Genomic DNA, 18,256 nt, shown 5'->3' with positions numbered 1-18,256 from the left:
GGAGACCTAAGTGTCTACTTATACTTATCCGATAGCTGCTGATGAAAAAGCGCGTATTGCCAAATTGCGTGAATATAAGGTCTTAAACAGTGACGTTGAGCCTGCGTTTTCGCGCCTGACCAATATGGCAAAGATGTTTTTTGGTGTACCCATTGTGACCATTAGCTTTATGGACGAAGACACGCAGTATTTTAAATCACCGCAGGGACTGGGCGGTATGTGTACCACTTCACGAGAGGTGGCGATATGTAACTACACCGTATTGTCTAATGATGTGTTCGTCGTTCCTGATTTGTCGGCCGATGAGCGCTTTGTCCACAATAGCTTGGTGACAGGGGAGCCATTTATTCGTTTTTACGCAGGCGCGCCCATCATTATTGAAGAAGACGGGCAGACCTATCGTTTGGGCTCTTTGTGTATTATCGATACCAAGCCCAATCATAAATTTTTAGAACAAGAGCGGCAGCTGCTCGCTGAATTTGGTGCGATGGCCGCTGATGCGCTGCGCTTACACCGAAACCAGCGCCAAGCCAAGCATGACAGTCAGATGAAGTCTGAGTTTTTGGCAAACATGAGTCATGAAATACGCACACCGATGAACGGTATCATGGGCATGGTGGACATGCTCGACGACACGCCGCTCAGCGATGAGCAGCGAGAGTATGTCAATAACATCAAAACCTCAACCGACCATTTATTGGTGATAATTAATGGCATTTTGGATTTGTCCAAAGTTGAAGCGGGCAAGATGACCATTGACAGTATTCCTATGGACTTGGGCGCGCTGTGTAACGAAGTGATCAATCTGTTTGCGGCCAAGGCGCAAAAACGCGGTCTGACGCTTGATTATCATTATACGGGTGAGTTGTCCTCTTATGTGCAAGGCGACCCTGTACGCTTAAAACAAATACTGGTGAATCTTGTGAATAACGCCATCAAGTTCACACGTGAGGGCGGGCGCGTTAACATCACTGTCACCCACGCCTTATACTGCAACTGGTCATACTGCGCCATTCAAGACAAAAAAAGAAATGCTGAAGACTGCACTGAGATGATTTCGATTGCGGTGTCTGATACGGGTGTCGGCATCAAGCCAGAGTCGCTAGACGCTATTTTTGATGCGTATAATCAAGCGGACAAGTCAACGCACCGCTTGTATGGCGGCACGGGTCTTGGCTTATCGGTTTGCAAGTCGTTGGTGGATTTGATGGGCGGCAATATCCGTGTCAAAAGTGAAGTCGGAGTGGGCACCACCTTTGAGGTATTGTTGCCGCTGCCGACCATTGACCATGCACAATATGAGACCTCGCAATACTCCAATCGTGTGGACCCCGCGCCCTTGGCACAGTGTACTGGTCATGTGCTGCTGGTCGAAGATGACAATGTCAATGCGATGATTGCCAAAAAAGCCTTGGTGAGCTGTGGTCATACCGTGACGCACGTACTTGATGGACAAAAAGCACTAGACGCCTTTGCCGATGATCCCAAACGCTATGATGTGATATTGATGGACCATCACATGCCAATTATGGACGGTATCCACGCCACGCTCAAGCTGCATGAAATATATGATGAGGCGCAGCTGCCACCGATTATTGCTTTGACTGCCAATGCGATGGATGGCGAGCGTGAAAAGTATTTAGAAGCGGGTATGCAAGACTACTGCACCAAGCCGTTTAAAAAAGAGCAGCTCAACGCACTGGTACAGTATTGGCTCATGCACAAATACTCTATGCAGATGGACTAAAGATTATCACCAATAAAAAAGCGCCCCATGTATTGAGGCGCTTTTTTATTGTTAAAACATCGTGTTTTGAACCTTTTACATCGTGTTTGGCTTAGTTGACGCGCGTTTGATAATCGCCTGTACGCGTATCAACACGAACCACTTCACCTTGTTGTACAAACAGCGGTACACGCACGACCGCGCCCGTCTCTAGTACAGCAGGTTTGCCGCCGCCGCCTGATGTGTCACCACGGACGCCTGGATCGGTTTCGGTGATTTCTAGCTCAACGAAGTTTGGCGGGGTGACTGATAAAGGCACGCCGTTAAACAGGGTGATGACGCATAGCGCGTTGCTGTTGTCTTTGAGCCATTTGCCAGCATCACCAAGCGCCGCTTTGTCTGCTTGTAGCTGATCAAAAGTCTCAGGGTGCATAAAGTGCCAAAACTCGCCATCATTGTACAGATAGTTCATTTCTGTATCGACCACATCAGCCGCATCTAGGCTGTCGCCTGACTTGAACGTTTGCTCAAGGACTTTGCCGCTACGTAGGTTTCGCAATTTTACGCGGTTAAACGCCTGTCCTTTACCAGGTTTGACAAACTCGTTGTCAATAATGGCACAAGGGTTGCCATCCAGCATCACTTTTAGTCCAGCTTTAAATTCATTGGTAGAAAAACTCGCCACAAAAGACTCCTAGGGGGTTGTTAAGGATATGATAATCAACCAGAGCAACAACGCGTAAGCGTGCGCGGTTGGATTTGGTGGGCATACTTTGATAGCGCGCTATAGAACAGAGTATAATGTCGTTTTGAGCGCACGTATTAGGCTGTCATGATAAACCATTTAATCACACAAAAAAACTGGCAAACACAATTATCCGAGGCCATCAGTTCAGTCGATGCGCTGCTTGCCGAGCTGTCCTTGAGCGAGCATCGTGCGCAGTTTTATACCCCGCAGCATTTTAAGCTGCGTGTGCCGCGCGGCTTTGTTGCCAAAATGCGCGCAGGCGATATCAATGACCCTTTGCTCAAGCAAGTGCTGCCCGATGTGCAAGAGCAAATCGCTGTGACAGGCTACGTGAGCGACCCTTTATCTGAAAACACGCAAAACCCTATTAAAGGGCTTTTGCATAAATATCAGTCAAGGGTTTTGATGCCGATTACAGGGGCGTGTGCCATTCATTGCCGCTACTGCTTTCGCCAGCATTTTGACTACAATGCCAATATGCCTACCGCGCAAATCAGTAGCGAGATTGTCGCGTATATCGAGGACAATCCTGAGATTAACGAGGTGATTTTAAGTGGTGGCGACCCGCTCAGTATCAGCAATCGGCGCTTGTTTGCATGGCTTGAGGTGCTCGAAGGCATTGAGCAGCTCCATACCATCCGCTTGCACACGCGGCTGCCTGTGGTGATTCCTGAGCGCTTAGATGATGACTTGCTTGCGCGTCTGCAAGCGAGCCGCTGCCAGATTGTGATGGTGATTCACTGCAATCACGCTAACGAAATAGACGCCAATACGGCACGTTACTTGCAGCGTGTACGTGACGCAGGCATCACTTTACTCAATCAAGCGGTACTGCTCGCGGGCGTTAATGACAGCCTCGAGGCACAGATTGACTTGAGCAAAACTTTGTTTGATTCTGGTGTGATGCCTTATTATTTGCACTTGCTCGATAAGGTGGCAGGGGCGGCGCATTTTGACAGCCATGAATCTGACGCCATTCGCTTGTATTGGCAAATGCTGGCAGCGCTGCCAGGCTATCTGGTTCCTAAACTGGTCAAGGAATTACCGAATAAACCCTTTAAAGTACCGATTGACATTTATGGCTCCTCAGCGTCATAAATATTAACTATAATCATTCATAATTATCAAAATATGCCAGACAAGTGTGCTAGCATATGACAGCCTTATAACAAGCATTTGTTTCCTAAATTTGTTTTTTAGCTGGTTCATCGTGTGTGTATGGTCATATCGTACAACAGATGTTTCCTAAAGTGATGCCAGTATGGTGGTGAGATGGAGATAGATGTACAAAGTATTCACGGTTGATGAATCAGATAGGCTTCTATAAAAACAAACAAGGAGCGGTCATGGGTACATTTTCTGCGCTATCACTGGGCGATATTGACGCAATATCACCCGCGGTGTCAGAGACGCCAAAAAAACAAGCAAACGACAACAAAGAGCAGCAACTGCTTAAGTGGACAGCGCACCTGCCTGCGCAGTCAGAAGCGATGCAGATGACGCAGCTTGAAGCCATATTAACGAAGCTTAGCGTCGAGACTATGGACGATATGCTGCGACTGCGACTGATGGAGATTGTGCTTAGCGCCTTGCAGCGTCTGTTTGCACAGCTGCGTAAGCACTATATCTATGAGGTCGGTCCATTGAATGCTGAGCAGCAGCATGTGGTCGCCTCCATCAAGTCGTTATGCTATCTGAGCATCGCAGTGTATGACGGTATGATTAACCGCTTGAGCGCGGCGAGTGACCAAGCATTGCAGCAGCCGCGCGTGCCCAAAGGTTGGCGCAAATTTATGTTCAGTAGCACTGAGCCGAGCCCCACCAGTGTCGCGCTCAACACCGCCATTTATCAGTGTATGGGTCTGTATCAGCGCTTGGTGTTTGAAAAGACCTTGTGCTATCAGTCGATACCCAAGTATGTCTGGTCGGCATTGAACCGCCTGTACTTGACCGCCTCGCTCTACCATGTGGCGCATACCGATATCAGCAAACACGTTGCCTCAGCGCAGCCTGTCAGCATTCATCAGCGCTACAGTCAGCTGTGTCTTCATGCTTTATTAAACACTTTGGCCATGCGTCGCCCCAATTTATTGTTATTACAAAAGCTATTGCCTGAGTGGAGCAAGCACAGCGCCATCACCTTTGAGCCGCAAACACGCACGCGCTTGTTTGTGAACTTACATAGCGACCAGCCGCCTGAATATCTGACGTCTGCAAGCACGATTAACCCCTATAAAGAAGACAGTCACTGCCTATTTATTGAAATCGAGCCGTTTATGGCGTATTTGCAAGCGCACAAAGCGAGCATTGAGACGATAGATGACAAAATAAACGAATACCGCCTCGTCAATGAAGTGCTGTCTATGCTCAAGCATCGTTACACGCACCGACAATTAGCGCCTTTGTCGCAAGCTACAAACACGCCGACGACCAAAATCATCACAGGCTTTGACAACATCCATTATCATGCCGCAGGACAGCGCAGCCTGATGGCGTTGATTGCGCCAAAAAGTCTGTCCGTGCAGCACCTGCCGATAGAAGACACCAAACCACAGTCCAAACCAGCAGAGCATACGCTGGACATCGCGCTGCCAGAGCACAATCAGACCGATGACAACATCAAAACGTTGCGGCTATTAACCGCTCAAGATATCGTCAAGCAGCACGCTGCTAAGTCAGCTGCAAGCAAAGAAGCGGTCGCCATGCCGCCGATATTTACCGCAAAAACGGTCGATTATCATGCGTTAAATGACAATGCCGCCTATACCAATCTGTTGGCAACAGCGCCGCCGCGCCTAAAAAATATGAGTTTGTTTTTATTAGACAATGACAACAATGCCAAAAACTGGTCTTTGGGCGTGGTGCATTGGCTGACCATTGATGAGACGTATGTCGAGGCGGAAGCACAAATCATTGGGCACCGTCCGACGGCCTGTGCGCTGCGACTGGACCAAGGTGATACGCGCAATCAGCGCTTTGTACCCGCGCTACTGCTGGGTCGCGACAATGCGCTACAGACCAGCTGCAGCATACTGGTGCCGTCTTATCAGTTCAAAAGTCAAGACAGGGTCATCATCCGTTTGCAAGACAAACAAACACCCCTGCGCTTGCAGCGGCGACTGCTGACCACAGAACGCTTTACTCAATTTGAGGTGGCGCATTTGTAACGGGGCAATATCGTGTAGCAATCGTAAGAAGGTGTGCTAAGATTGTACAGTATTTTACTGTTCTGATAGGGTGTATAACTGCTATATTGCCTTATCGGTATTTTTTTATTGTACAACGTATGTCAGGTGGCAAAGTTTAAACATGCGCGCGTTAAGTGCGCGGTGTGACACGGCCAAAGTACTAAAAAGGTTTACTATGCAAACCAACGCCCTTCTTAATTTGCTGGTCATTGATGAAGATCAGCTTTATGCTGAGCGCATCGTCAGTCTGTTGTCTCATTATTATGATGAGGTCAATTTAGGCTTTTTGGACGATGAAGAAGAGCTGCTAAAGGCACTGCGCAGCCCATGGGATGTGTTGGTGTTTGGTCGTGCCTACGATTTGACCTTGACCGATGTGGTCGTTATTTTGCAGTCGCATGACTTAGATTTGCCCATCATCGGCTTGATGAGTGACGAGCTTGCTGCTACAGCGCACAATGCCGAAGGTCTGCCTGCGACGATTGACAGCATGATGGTCAAAGCGCTGCGCCCAGAAAATGAGGTCGAAGTGGTGCTGAGCATTTGCTTGCAGCATGCAGGTCTAGGCTGTCGCCGTGCGTTAAAAGGCATTCGCCATATCCTCTCAGAAGCTGAACAGCGCGCCAATATCTTGATAAAAAACTCCAAAAGCGCGGTGGCATACCTCGATCAAGGCATTCATATTTTTGCCAACGACCCTTATCTTGAGCTGTTCGGCTTTGAGAGCATGAAAGACATCATCGGTGTGCCCGTCATTGACTTGATTGCGGATAAAGACAACGTCAAAGAATTTAAGCAGTTTTTGCGCAAGTTTGATAAAGGCAATCGCGATCAGCTCGAGTTTCAGTTTGAGAGCCGTAAGATGGACGGCAGTACCTTTGAAGCCAAATTGCAGCTCGCGGCCGCCACATTAGAAGGCGCGCCTGTCACGCAGATTATCATTCAGCAAAACGCTGCCAATGATGCTGAGATTGCCAAGCGCTTAGCCGCTGTTGAGCGTATGGATACCCTAACGGGGCTTGGTAACCGCCGCGGGCTTGAAGAGCAGCTGGAGCTCATTCACCAAAAAGTAGGCGATGAGAAAAGTAGCGCCGCACTGTACTACATTCAGCTGGACAATATCGGTAAAATCAGCAGCAGCTTGGGTCTTCAAGGGGTGGACGCCACCATCAAGCAAGTGGGCTATCGACTCGGCGAGATGATAGAGGAAGGCTATGTCAGCCGTTTTGGTGACACCACCTTCACGATACTCGTTGAGCATCTAACCACACAGGCAGTGAAAGACTTGGCAGAGCAGATACGTACCGATATTGCAGGTATGCTGATTGATGTCAATAAACGCACAACCTCAACCACAGTCAGTATTGGGGTGGTCAAAATTGAGGCGGGCGCCGCCGCACCGCAAGTGCTGCTAGAGCGGGCGATAGATGCGGTCGGTACCGTGCAGATTGAAACCAAAAACCATGGCGACGCCTATCATTTATACGACCCAAGCGAGCATGCCAACAGCGATGATATGGCCTTGGCAGAATATCTGGTCAAAGCCATCTCTAACAATGGGTTTGAGCTGAAATATCAGCCCATATATGACATCAATACAGACAGCAGTGACTTTTTTGAGGTTTACCTGCGCCTGCCGTTGGCTGATGCCAGCAATACGGTCTTGACCCCTGATCACTTTATGGCAGTCGCCAAAACCCACCATCTGCGTGAAAAAATCGACCGCTGGGTGCTGATTCATGCCTGTAAGCAGCTCAATGACGTGCGCAAACAACACCCCACAGCGCGCATTTTGGTGCAACTGACCAGCGCCTCGTTGGTGGACAAGCAGCTGCCCAATGTGGCAAGCCAATTGATTAAAGCCATCGGCGGTGCGCCTGGTGCCATCACGCTACAATTTAGCGAGCAAGACGTCATCAATCATTTGACGGTTGCAAAAGCGCAATTTGCCGCGCTTAGCGAGGCAGGCTGCGAGATCGCGATTCATCACTTTGGTAACTCAGCTAAATCGATTGAGATTGCGGACACGGTGCAGACCGATATGGTTCGCTTGTCGCGCAATTATATCGACAATATCAATAACGAAGACAATCTAGATACCGTCAAGGCACTCATCACGCGTGCCAATGAGCATGAGATTGATGTCTTGATGCCTTATATCGAAGACGCGGCGACCATGTCGGTATCGTGGAGTGTGGGCGCGCGTTATTTGCAAGGCTATTATTTAGAAGCGCCGAGCACCAGTATGCATTTTGGTACCTCAGAAGCATAAGGTTATCCTTATGAAAAGCATAGATGCTTGGCGAAGGCGTGAGCAAAACAAGTCCAATAAGCAATACAGAAGTCTGTTGCAGCGTATGTCTGTACGTTTTTGCAAAAGGCAGTGATTCACAGTAAAGCGGTAAAGTAAGTTATGACAGCAAAAAATAGCCCTGTTTGGGGCGCATTAGTACTGGGTATGGTGTTGCTAAGTGGTTGTAAGTCGCCACCGCCCGACTACCGCAACAATGTCACGCTACCAGTGTATGCAAAAGGCGATGCCAGTAGCGGTGAGCAGATTTACCGCGACGCCTGCGCCCAGTGCCATACGCTAAACCCAGGGCATAATAATAAAGGCCCGCAGCTGATGAACGTCTATGGGGCACCTGCTGCGGCGCTGAGCGACTATCAATACAGCGAGGCGCTCAAAAACACCCACTGGGTATGGGATGCCAAAAGTTTGGACCATTATCTCGCTGATGCGACCAAAGCCTTGCCCGATACCAAAATGCTCGCTGACCCCATGCCCGATGCAACCGAGCGCGCGGATGTGATTGCTTATCTATCGACACTAAGGCAAGAAAAACCTGCAACCCCTAACCCCTAATGTAGACTCAGCGCTTGGGTCACCCACATCACCATAACCACAAGGTAACGGCTTTCTTATGTCTATCGCCAGTCAGCACAGTACGTCCATGACCGACGAGCAACAGCGCGTGGCGCACTTATTAAATGCGCTCAACCAAGTCGTTCTTGATAAACCCAATGTGGTGAAATTGGCGCTCAGCTGCGTGCTGGCGGGCGGGCATTTGCTGCTACAAGACTTGCCTGGTATGGGAAAAACGACGCTGGCGCAGGGGCTCGCGCAACTGCTTGGCTTGTCTTTTAACCGTGTGCAGTTTACCAATGATATGCTACCTGCCGATATCTTGGGCATGAGTATCTATGACCAAAGCAAGCTCGACTTTGCGTTTCGTAAAGGTCCGATTTTTACCCAGCTGTTATTGGCCGATGAAATCAACCGCTCCAGCCCAAAAACCCAAAGCGCGCTGCTTGAGGCGATGGAGGAGCGGCAGGTGTCACAAGACGGTCAGCGTCACGCATTGCCTGCGCCTTTTTTTGTGATTGCCACACAAAACCCACTTCAGCAATCAGGCGTGTACCCTTTGCCTGAGTCGCAGCTGGACCGTTTTTTAATGTGTTTGTCGCTTGGTTATCCGTCACCTGCAGCAGAGCGCGAGCTGTTACGTGGAGAGAGTCGGCGCACCCTATTGGCAAACATGACGGCGGTGCTCGATACCGAATCGGTCATGGCAGCACAAGCGCAAGTCGCCGAGATGTACGTCGCCGATACGGTGCTTGATTATCTGCAGCGACTGGTGGCAAAAACGCGCGCCAGCAACGAGTATCACGGTCTCTCGCCGCGTGGCGTATTGGCACTGCTGCGTGCGGCACAAGCTTACGCCTACGTGTCTGGACAACAAGAGGTCGCCCCTGAGGACGTGCAAGCGGTATTCGCCGCCGTCACTGACCACCGTTTGGGTCAGCCGTTTTTGCCTGCGCATATCGAGCATCATCAGTCGGCGCAGACCATCGCTCAGCGCATTGTCCAAGACGTGTCTATCCTGACTTAAACCTGCGCACAGCGCATTCACAATAAGGTGGTTATGCCTGTTCTCTCACCAGCCTTGACCCGTATGCCCAAAGACGCGCTGGCACGCTGGTTTGCCAAGCGTGCGCCGCGCAGTGACGAGATGCGTTTGAGCCTGCGCAATGTGTACATTTTTTTTAGCAAAGAGGGCATGCTGTTTGCGCTGCTGCTGCTGATTACCTTTGTGGCGGGTGTCAATTACGGCAATAACTTGGTACTGGGGCTGTGCTTTTATTTGGTCAGTATTTGGCTGATTGGCTTTCATATTACCTTTGCCCACGTTTCAGGCTTGCAGGTCCGTCTGCTTGAGCTGTCCAGTGCCGAGGTGGGCGCGCCTGTATGGGCGACCATCGAGGTCAGCAGTCGCAGCAGCAAGCCCAGACGCCAGCTGCGCTTTGTATTTGAAGACCATAGTGAGGATGCCAAAGCAACATCTGGCAGCAAGGCGGCTCATGCGATGGTGCTTGCCAGTGTCGATACAGCGCAGACCATACGCTTGCCCATCATGACCCACAAGCGCGGTGAGCTGACACTGCCGCGCCTGCATATCAGTACGGTCTATCCGCTGGGCATCATGCGGGCGTGGTCGTATGTGTACTTCGCGCGCCGTGCATGGGTGACACCAAGGCCACTGGCGTTTGACTGGCAGGAGACGGCGCAGCGCGTCAGTGGTCACGATGAGACGGTAGGCGGGCAGTACGTGGCAGGGCAGGATGACTTTGAGCGCTTGGACGATTATGTACTCGGCGAGTCGCTGGCGCGGGTATCGTGGGCGCATGTGGCGCGCGGTCAAGGAATGTTCACCAAGCACTTTGCCGACCCTGTCGGTCATGAGCAAGCGCTGCACTACGTACAGATGCCAAGCATGCATCACGAGGATAAGCTGAGTGAGCTTGCGTATGCGGTGACCATGCTTGGGCGCTTGGGCGTACCCTTTCAGATGCATCTGCCACAAGCGCAGGCAGACAACCATACGGTTGGGCAGGGGGAAGCCTTTGTCCAAGCCTGCCTCATCCGCTTGGCAAAAGCGCCATAACCCCATGACCATTGATGGCTGATATAAGAGACGCTATGGCAAATAACGTGAGCGAAACCACGACAGACACGCACTTTGCCACCTTGGCGATGGGGCTACAAGCACCGATGCCGATAGGCGCGCGCTCTCGATGGCAGCGTGTGTTGGCTCTGCCTGCGTATCATTGGTTGTTGATTGCTGAGGTCATCGTCATTGCGCCGCACGCCGCGCATTTGCCCTTATGGTTAATAGGCTTTGCCCTAATCAGTATCGCCGCGCAGCTGCCCGCCATAAAACGCGCGGTGCGCCGTTATGGACCCCTCAAGCGCTGGTACCAAGGCGTGCAGATGTTTGGATTTTTATTGGGGCTGCTTGGGCTGTGGCTGACGTATCAGACGGCGTTTGGGCTCGATATGGGCGTTGCATTTTTGGTGCTGTGCTTGGTCAGTAAGCTGTGGGAGTTGTATCAGCGCCGCGATGCTTATGTGGTACTAAACTTGTCGTTGTTTGTGGTTGCTGCGCTGTTTTTGATGAATCAAGGGCTACTGACCACCATACAAGCCGTTGCAGGCGTATTGACTGTACTGTTTGCTTTTATTGCCCTAAACGATGATGGCAATGCCATCGGTGATGGACGCTTGCGCAGCTTGGGTATTTTGACACTCGCGGCATTGCCTTTATTGGTGGTGCTGTTTTTGTTTTTTCCGCGTCTGCCGCCGCTATGGTCGGTAAATCTCTCAGGGCAGCAAGCCAAGACAGGCGTGTCCGACAGTATGTCCCCTGGCGACTTTGCCAATTTAAGCCAATCGACCGAGCTTGCCTTTCGCGCTGAATTTACAGGCGAGCGCCCTGCACAAAACCAGCTGTATTGGCGCGGTTTGGTGTTCAATGATTTTGATGGCGTCACATGGCGACCGCATCCCAATGACACTATGTGGCGCAGTGGGGAGTCTGCGCCGCTCTGGCTACAACAGGCAGTGGGCAGCGTACCCGAAGCGGAGCAGCGCAGCCTTGAGCAGTACCGCATTATTCTAGAGCCGACCCAGCAAAACTGGCTGTTTGCCCTCGATTATCCGCTGCCCAGTGATGGCTCAGCAGCCTTAACCTCCAATTTTACCTTACGTAACCGCGAGCCTGTGACGCAGCAGCGCCGCTATGACGTGTTGCGCGCGCAGTCGATGCGTATTGATACCGAGCTGAGCGAGCGTGACGAGCGCATCAATGTGACCCTGCCAAGCTCAGGCAACCCGCAAGCGCACGCGTTGGCAAAGCGTTTGTTTGCTGAGGCGGGCAGCGACCCTGTCCGCTATGTCCAAGCCTTAGAGCGCATCATCTATCAAGGCAACTTTCGCTATACGTTATCGCCGCCACCGCTCGGCGACAATCGCATTGATGACTTTTTATTTAATACCCAAGCAGGCTTTTGTGAGCATTATGCCTCAAGCTTTGCCTTTATGATGCGTGCGGTTGGTATTCCCGCGCGTGTGGTGGCGGGCTATCAGGGCGGCAGATTGTCGCGTGGCGGCGGGGTATGGGAAGTGCGCCAATTGGACGCGCATGCGTGGGTTGAGGTGTGGTTCGCAGGGCAAGGCTGGGTACGTGTTGACCCAACAGCTTTTGTCGCCCCTGAGCGTGTTGAATCAGGCATGGACGCGGTGACCGAAAGCCAAGGGGCGGCGATGTTTGGTGATGGCGCAGGCGCGCAAATCAGCTACCAGCAGTATCAAATGCTACAAGCGCTGCGCCGTTTTTCTGACCAAGCGAGTTATTATTGGCAAAAAGACATCGTCGGCTATGACCAAGACAAGCAAGAAAATGCGCTGCTGAAATGGTTTAATATCCGCTCCATGACCGAGCAGCTGCTATGGCTGATGGGCAGTGTGCTGATAGTGGCGACCTTGATTGTTTTAAGCATTTGGTATCGCCGCCGCCAAAAGTGGCATCCTGCCGACCGCCCCTTGGTGCAGCTCTCAAAGCAGCTTGCCAAGCAGCAGCCCACGCTTGCGCGTCAGGATAGCGAAGGGCAGCTGGCGTGGCTGGCGCGTTTGGCAACAAGCACTGAGCTGCAGCAGCATGCTGAGGCATTAATGACCACCGCGCAGCATTATCGGCAGCTGCGCTACGGTCGGCTCAGTGAAAAAGACATCAAAGACGCGGACTATCAGGCGGCGCTCAAGCAGCTGCGCGTAGATGTGCAAGCGGTGTATAAGCAGTCCATATAATGGTAAAAACAACACCGCCCGCCACCTTAACCAGCGAACGCCAGTACTTGCGCCAATGGCAGGCCAGCGACTTTGCGCCCTTTGCGTATCTGAACGCAGACACTGAGGTGATGCGCTATTTTCCTAACGTGTTATCGCCTGATATCAGCGACAAAATCGCCAAAAAATGCCAAGCGCTCATCGCCCAAAACGGCTGGGGACTGTGGGCGGTGTGCCGCAAAAGGGATGGGCAGTTTATGGGTTTTGTGGGTCTTAATCAGACCGATGCGGCAATGCCTTTTGCGCCAGCGGTAGAGATGGCGTGGCGGCTGGATAAGGCATATTGGGGGCAGGGCTACGCCACCGAAGCGGCGCAGGCGGCGTTACGTTTCGCCTTTGAACAGTTATTACTTGATGAGGTGGTCGCCTTTACCGCAACCATCAATATCCCCTCACAGCGGGTCATGCAGCGCCTTGGCATGCAAAACCGTCAGCAAAATTTTTATCATCCTGCATTGGCAGACTCGCATCCTTTGGCGGAACATGTGTTGTATAGCATCACGCGTGAGCAGTGGCAGCAATCAGCTGCCAATAGGTGAGCTAGTCTAACGCTGGCTTGGGCAATGTCTCCCGCGAAAACGTCAAAATATGCCCTTTGAATGGCAGCTCTAAATACGTGGTATCGACAGGCTTGGTATGTACGCTGCTAAAGCCAAACGTCGCCATTTGTGTGGTCAGCTTGTTTTTGCGTCCGCGTCCTGGGTCGACCACGATGACCTCACAAGCAGGCTTGGCATGACGGGAAATAAATGCCGCGAGCAGCGCCACGTGCTGGTCCTCGTACAATAAATCACTGCCAATAATCACATCAAACAATCCCAGCGCGCTGGTGTCGTCCGCCCAGTCCAAACGCTCAAATGCGATGGCTTTGTTGTCATTAAGCTCGGCATTTTTAATCAAAAAATGCGCCACAGTTGGATGATAGTCGGTCGCGGTGATGTCCGCGTCGCGATGATTGAGCAGCAAGCTTGAGAGCGCCATACCGCAGCCGACCTCCAAAATGCGCTTGCCTGCAATCTCATAATCGAGCATATGATTGGCAAGCACCAAGCTGGACGGCCAAACCACCCCAAACAGCGGCCACGAGGCAGAGCAAATGCCCAAGTCACGTGCGACATGATCAGGGTCGCTAAACTGTTGATTGTCGCGTAAGGTACACAGATGAATGTCGGTATCGCCAATCTCAATGGTCTGATAGCGAACGCGTAGCGGTAATGAGGGGGTCATGAGCAGTCCTAAAAGGTGCAAACAGGCAATGCTGGCAGCGTACACCAGAGGAGAGGACGGCGGTATCTTATGACAGGGCGGGCAATAGGCGAGCGCGGTGATAAAAGACAGCACATCAGGCGCTCAGTATGCCGCAATTGCAGAGCAGGTACTGTTACTTTGCGCCGTTATTTACAAAGGTGCGTCTGTTGTGTGATGACGGACACCAAGCGCGCGGCGGACAGCCACACGCAGGACAACAACCAGCAAACCCTAAAGCAGCGATAATGTGTCTTGCCGCCGCTGTCTTGCCGCCGCTGTCTTGACGCCACTTTAGGGCTGAATATTGGGTCAGTTGGCAAATTTTAGCGCAGAGGTCTTAATGCCCCAAATCAGCTCAACAAAGGCGCGATTGTTGGTTAGTGGCTCACCGTCAATAATCAGCGCATAGCCTGCATCATCAATCCACAAAAACACAAAGCTGGTATCAGGAATCAACAAATCAACCTGACGAAAAAAGGAGATGGCGCGACTCTCGACCGCCCAGCCGCGTGATTGCTGCCGCTGCATAAAGCCTGAAAAATCGGCAGCCGCCACACTCAGCATGTCCGCCTCGTCTTGCGTGTAGCCAATACGCGCCAAGCAAAAGCCATCGTCAGAGGCAATCGCGGCACGGCGCTTACCTGAGAGGCTCGCCACCACATAAGGCAAAAACTGATCCAAAGGCAGGTTTGGCGCGGGCAAAAAGCTGCTTAGCTTTTCGATAAAACCTTGCTCAAGAAACTCCTCTAGCCACATCTCAGGGTATTCTGCCAGCCAGTTTGACACCAGCATGGTCTCTTTATGCGACAAAAGCGCCTGTAGTGACAGCTGCATCGCGGTCGGCTCGCTTTGAGAAAACGCCTCAAACACACCAGCAGGGGTGAGGGTAATATACAGCTTGTCAGCTTGGTCAAAAATAGACATAAAGTCACCTCAAAAAGTCTTAGAGCATCAATGATGAAGCGGCAATGACGAGCCTTGCCACCAGTGCAGTGTTATCTGTTGCCGCTTACCGATGATAGATGAAACGTGCGCATCATGCCTCGGTGTCCGCCTGTTCTGCTTTATTAGCATGGATGTTTTGTTCCAAGCGCTGCTGACACTCATGCCAGCGCTCATCAAACGGCCAAGCGCTCTTACCCAAACGAAACCACACGATAGAAAATGCCAAACGGTCATTACACGCCAAGCAATGGGCAAAAAACTCATCTTCAATCTGTGTTATCAAGGCAGAATCATGCTCCGCCTGCGCCAGTATCAGCTCAGCGGTGATGTTTTTGGCAATCTCTTTGGCATCATCACTACTGATGCGCAAGCGGTGCGATTGCACGTTGAGCGAGGGCGTGACCAAAACGCTCCAGCGGGTCGCAAAGGTGCTGGAGTGACGGATGTAGTCCAGCTTGTTGATACAGTTCACAAACGCTTGCTCGATTTGTGGGTGCAAGCGCCCTTGAATGGCCGTAAAAATATCCATGCCATCGTAGGGAATATCGTACCAACAGCCGTAAAAGAAGTCCGCAATAGCGCCTTGCAGCGGCTCACGCTCGCCCAGCAACAACGCCGCTTTGATACGCTGCTCATGATAATGACGATGGGTAGGATGCACGAAAACCTTACGAGAAAAGTGACGAAACGTATGCCGCGCCGCGTTTTTACTCTCATTAACTGTCAAAAAATCAGCCATAAGGGTATCCTCCATAGTCAGTCACAGTACAATGAGCCGTATGCGGTTCATCATGAGTTAAGGCAGTACATTTGGTATTCTGGGGCGGCATGATAATGACCTGCAATCGGCATTATCATGCGCGTATGGCTGGATGTAGGCAGGCTCAATCGAGCAAGGTCTCCATCAAGTCCAGCATAAACTCGGCATCCTCTTCGCTCATCGCCTCAAAGCCAGACTCAAACCCCAGCTCAGCGAGCGCCGCTTTGCCATCTTCGTCTTGACCAAAGCTCAATACCGCATCGGTAAAGCTGTTTGCCTCGGCAAAGTCGTCTTTAATCAGTAGCACGTGGCTGATGTCGGCAATATCGCTTTCAATCAGTACTTGCATTTGCATCTTGGTCAAGCGCGACAAGCCATGATAAATCTCAGATAAGAAAAACCCTGCTTGCGCCTCGCCCTTAATCACCTTACGTGCGGCCGCCTGATAGGTTTCGGTAATCTCCCACTGTAAGTCGTCCTCGGTCAAATCGACCGCTTCGAGCAGACGCAAACCAATCAGCTTCACATCGCGGTTGTCCGCCATCGCAATCAGTGCGCCATTTGGTAAATCTTCAAGGTGATTGAGCGCGCTACTTGCGGCGGTTGCGATAACCATCTCGTCTGCCTTACCAATGGGCTTGGCAATCGCGCGGTAGCCGTGTTTGCGAATCAAGTCTGCCGCATCAAAGGGATTGGCGTAAATCACTTGTATCGTGCCTTCATCCACCAAGCGCTCTTGTTCTTTGTGCGAGGCGGGCATGTTGAGGTGCAAATGCAGCCCAGTGCGCTTTTGTAGCAAGGTGTTAAACATGTGCCAACCAGAAAAACGTTCTGGCGAAAAATCAGGGGCGATTAGCATATGGTATGTGGTGTCAGTCATGATTTATTTGTCCTCATATTGGGTCATGTCGGCGTATTGCGCTATCGCAGCTTCAATTTTGCTGCGCGAAGGCTTACGACGCACTGAGGTGTAGCCGACGGTCTCACCACGACGCACGTTCGGTACGACGGTGGCATAGACCCAATAGTGACTGCCGTCTTTACACAAGTTTTTGACATACCCATGCCATTTGTTGCCTGATTCTACCGTTTGCCACAAGTCGCTATAGGCGGCTTTTGGCATATCAGGGTGGCGCAAAATATAGTGTGGCTTGCCAATCAGCTCGTCTTCGGTATAGCCGCTAATCTCTACAAACGCATCATTCACATGTGTAATCGTGCCGTCCAAATCTGTGCGCGATACAATCAATTTGCCATCAGGATAGGGGCGCTCGATATCAGAATCGTAGACCACACGTGACGTACCATCATGGTAATGCATGGTGATTGCTTCGGCGGGCACATCGGGTTTTGTCGCATCAGACAGTGTAGAACCCATGCTAAACTCCTTTACTTATCATTGTCATCGTTATCAGTATTCGGCGCATCGGTCGGTTATTTTGGGCGCGTATTGTATCGCCGCCTCTCGACTCCTCGCCGCACAATTTTAAATATTACAGCAGCTTTGCCAAGGCTTCGGCAGCGCGCTTAATATCCAAAAAGATAAGCCCCAGCTTGGCATTGGGTTTGGCCATGATGGTCAATACCGCCTCTTCACCTGCTGAAGTCATGATGACGTAGCCCCGCTCCCCCTGAATCATAATGCGATCAATATCACCGCGCGCAAGCTCGCGTCCAGCGCGGTCACCCAATGACAATAGCGCCGCTGACATCGCGCCCACACGGTCTTCATCGACGTTGGTAGGCAGTGCTGATGCGATGATTAGGCCATCGTTCGAAATCAAAGCAGACGCCTCGACATCGGCAGATGCGCCATTTAAATCTTCTAAAACTTGCTGAAAGGAGTCGGTACGCATAAAAATATCTCTATCATTGACGGTTGAATGGATATACGAGCTATCAAAAAAACTAAAAAATAGTTTTGCAGGAAAATAAGTAGTATAATACCTTACTGTCTATATTGATATGATTATATGCAAGATAAGCTTTAAACGGCACCAATTATAACCACTTATCACCGATTTTAAACCCCTAAGAAAGTCCTCATTTACTTACCAATTTTATAATAACAGTCTTTTGTCTGTAATTTTGTCAAGGTAATGTATAAAAAAGACAATATATGCAATTTTTTATAGGTTTGTGTCAACTTTAAATAAAAGTAAATAATAACGAGAAGAGAGCTATGTATAAGAAAATGGTAAATAAGACCGTTTATATACCGCTCACTCCAAACCATGCTAAATATCGATTAGATGTCAGGTAAATACATAAGTCTGCTAAATCAACCCTTTGCCTCGTTATAGCGCCTCAAGCGCCTACCCAGACCAAGTAGGAATAACCGTACAAAAGGCATCAGTAATAAAAAGGACAGGCACAAAAAAGCCCCGACACTCTCGGGGCGTATTCGTTTAATGCTGTGACCGTTTAATGCTGTGACTAAGATGCTGTATCTACC

General features: G+C 50.8%; 16 protein-coding genes. 9 read left to right on the top strand and 7 right to left on the bottom strand.

Annotated features, from left to right (window positions below):
* Window positions 1–10 precede the first annotated feature (10 nt).
* Window positions 11–1,747: a GAF domain-containing hybrid sensor histidine kinase/response regulator gene (locus JMW05_RS03645; RefSeq protein ID WP_227691426.1), complete on the top strand. Its 1,737-nt coding sequence runs from the start codon at window positions 11–13 to the stop codon at window positions 1,745–1,747.
* A 91-nt stretch (window positions 1,748–1,838) separates the two neighbouring features.
* Here the strand turns inward: JMW05_RS03645 and efp are convergent, their stop codons facing one another.
* A complete protein-coding gene (efp, locus tag JMW05_RS03640) occupies window positions 1,839–2,411 on the bottom strand; it encodes an elongation factor P (protein WP_201504036.1) in 573 nt (190 codons plus the stop codon).
* Between the two features lie 147 nt (window positions 2,412–2,558).
* On the opposite strand from efp, the gene epmB reads away from it, so the two are divergent.
* From epmB to JMW05_RS03600, 8 genes are all read left to right on the top strand, one after another.
* Window positions 2,559–3,572, top strand: a complete 1,014-nt coding sequence (epmB, locus tag JMW05_RS03635; RefSeq protein WP_201504035.1) for an EF-P beta-lysylation protein EpmB — start codon at window positions 2,559–2,561, stop codon at window positions 3,570–3,572.
* Window positions 3,573–3,820: 248 nt separating this feature from the next.
* Window positions 3,821–5,641 (top strand): hypothetical protein, encoded by a 1,821-nt coding sequence (locus tag JMW05_RS03630; protein ID WP_201504034.1) that lies wholly within the window; start codon window positions 3,821–3,823, stop codon window positions 5,639–5,641.
* A gap of 196 nt (window positions 5,642–5,837) precedes the next feature.
* Window positions 5,838–7,934 (top strand): EAL domain-containing protein, encoded by a 2,097-nt coding sequence (locus JMW05_RS03625; RefSeq protein WP_201504033.1) that lies wholly within the window; start codon window positions 5,838–5,840, stop codon window positions 7,932–7,934.
* A 141-nt stretch (window positions 7,935–8,075) separates the two neighbouring features.
* Complete coding sequence (locus JMW05_RS03620) at window positions 8,076–8,528, top strand: c-type cytochrome (protein WP_201504032.1); 453 nt, start codon at window positions 8,076–8,078, stop codon at window positions 8,526–8,528.
* Window positions 8,529–8,586: 58 nt separating this feature from the next.
* Entirely contained in the window at window positions 8,587–9,555 is a 969-nt protein-coding gene (locus JMW05_RS03615) for an AAA family ATPase (RefSeq protein ID WP_201504031.1), read from the top strand.
* 33 nt (window positions 9,556–9,588) lie between these two features.
* A complete protein-coding gene (locus JMW05_RS03610) occupies window positions 9,589–10,608 on the top strand; it encodes a DUF58 domain-containing protein (RefSeq protein WP_201504030.1) in 1,020 nt (339 codons plus the stop codon).
* 35 nt (window positions 10,609–10,643) lie between these two features.
* Entirely contained in the window at window positions 10,644–12,809 is a 2,166-nt protein-coding gene (locus JMW05_RS03605) for a transglutaminase family protein (RefSeq protein WP_227691425.1), read from the top strand.
* Window positions 12,809–13,387 carry a GNAT family N-acetyltransferase gene (locus JMW05_RS03600; protein ID WP_201504028.1) on the top strand — a complete coding sequence of 193 codons (579 nt, stop codon included), beginning with the start codon at window positions 12,809–12,811 and terminating at the stop codon, window positions 13,385–13,387. Before JMW05_RS03605 ends, JMW05_RS03600 begins: the two co-directional genes overlap by 1 nt.
* A gap of 1 nt (window position 13,388) precedes the next feature.
* Here JMW05_RS03600 and JMW05_RS03595 read toward each other — a convergent pair whose 3' ends face one another.
* The 6 genes from JMW05_RS03595 to JMW05_RS03570 all read right to left on the bottom strand — a co-directional run bounded on the left by JMW05_RS03595 (window position 13,389) and on the right by JMW05_RS03570 (window position 17,657).
* Window positions 13,389–14,075 (bottom strand): class I SAM-dependent methyltransferase, encoded by a 687-nt coding sequence (locus JMW05_RS03595; protein ID WP_201504027.1) that lies wholly within the window; start codon window positions 14,073–14,075, stop codon window positions 13,389–13,391.
* A gap of 330 nt (window positions 14,076–14,405) precedes the next feature.
* Window positions 14,406–15,020 carry a hypothetical protein gene (locus JMW05_RS03590; protein WP_201504026.1) on the bottom strand — a complete coding sequence of 205 codons (615 nt, stop codon included), beginning with the start codon at window positions 15,018–15,020 and terminating at the stop codon, window positions 14,406–14,408.
* Window positions 15,021–15,132: 112 nt separating this feature from the next.
* Complete coding sequence (locus tag JMW05_RS03585; RefSeq protein ID WP_201504025.1) at window positions 15,133–15,780, bottom strand: hypothetical protein; 648 nt, start codon at window positions 15,778–15,780, stop codon at window positions 15,133–15,135.
* A 145-nt stretch (window positions 15,781–15,925) separates the two neighbouring features.
* Window positions 15,926–16,681 (bottom strand): PhnD/SsuA/transferrin family substrate-binding protein, encoded by a 756-nt coding sequence (locus JMW05_RS03580; protein ID WP_201504024.1) that lies wholly within the window; start codon window positions 16,679–16,681, stop codon window positions 15,926–15,928.
* A 3-nt stretch (window positions 16,682–16,684) separates the two neighbouring features.
* Complete coding sequence (locus JMW05_RS03575; protein ID WP_201504023.1) at window positions 16,685–17,179, bottom strand: PAS domain-containing protein; 495 nt, start codon at window positions 17,177–17,179, stop codon at window positions 16,685–16,687.
* 115 nt (window positions 17,180–17,294) lie between these two features.
* Entirely contained in the window at window positions 17,295–17,657 is a 363-nt protein-coding gene (locus tag JMW05_RS03570; RefSeq protein ID WP_201504022.1) for a roadblock/LC7 domain-containing protein, read from the bottom strand.
* Window positions 17,658–18,256 lie beyond the last annotated feature (599 nt).

Origin of the sequence: Psychrobacter aestuarii (genome assembly GCF_904846035.1) — a bacterium.
GTDB lineage: Bacteria > Pseudomonadota > Gammaproteobacteria > Pseudomonadales > Moraxellaceae > Psychrobacter > Psychrobacter aestuarii.
This window is presented reverse-complemented; position numbering and strand designations above follow the sequence as displayed.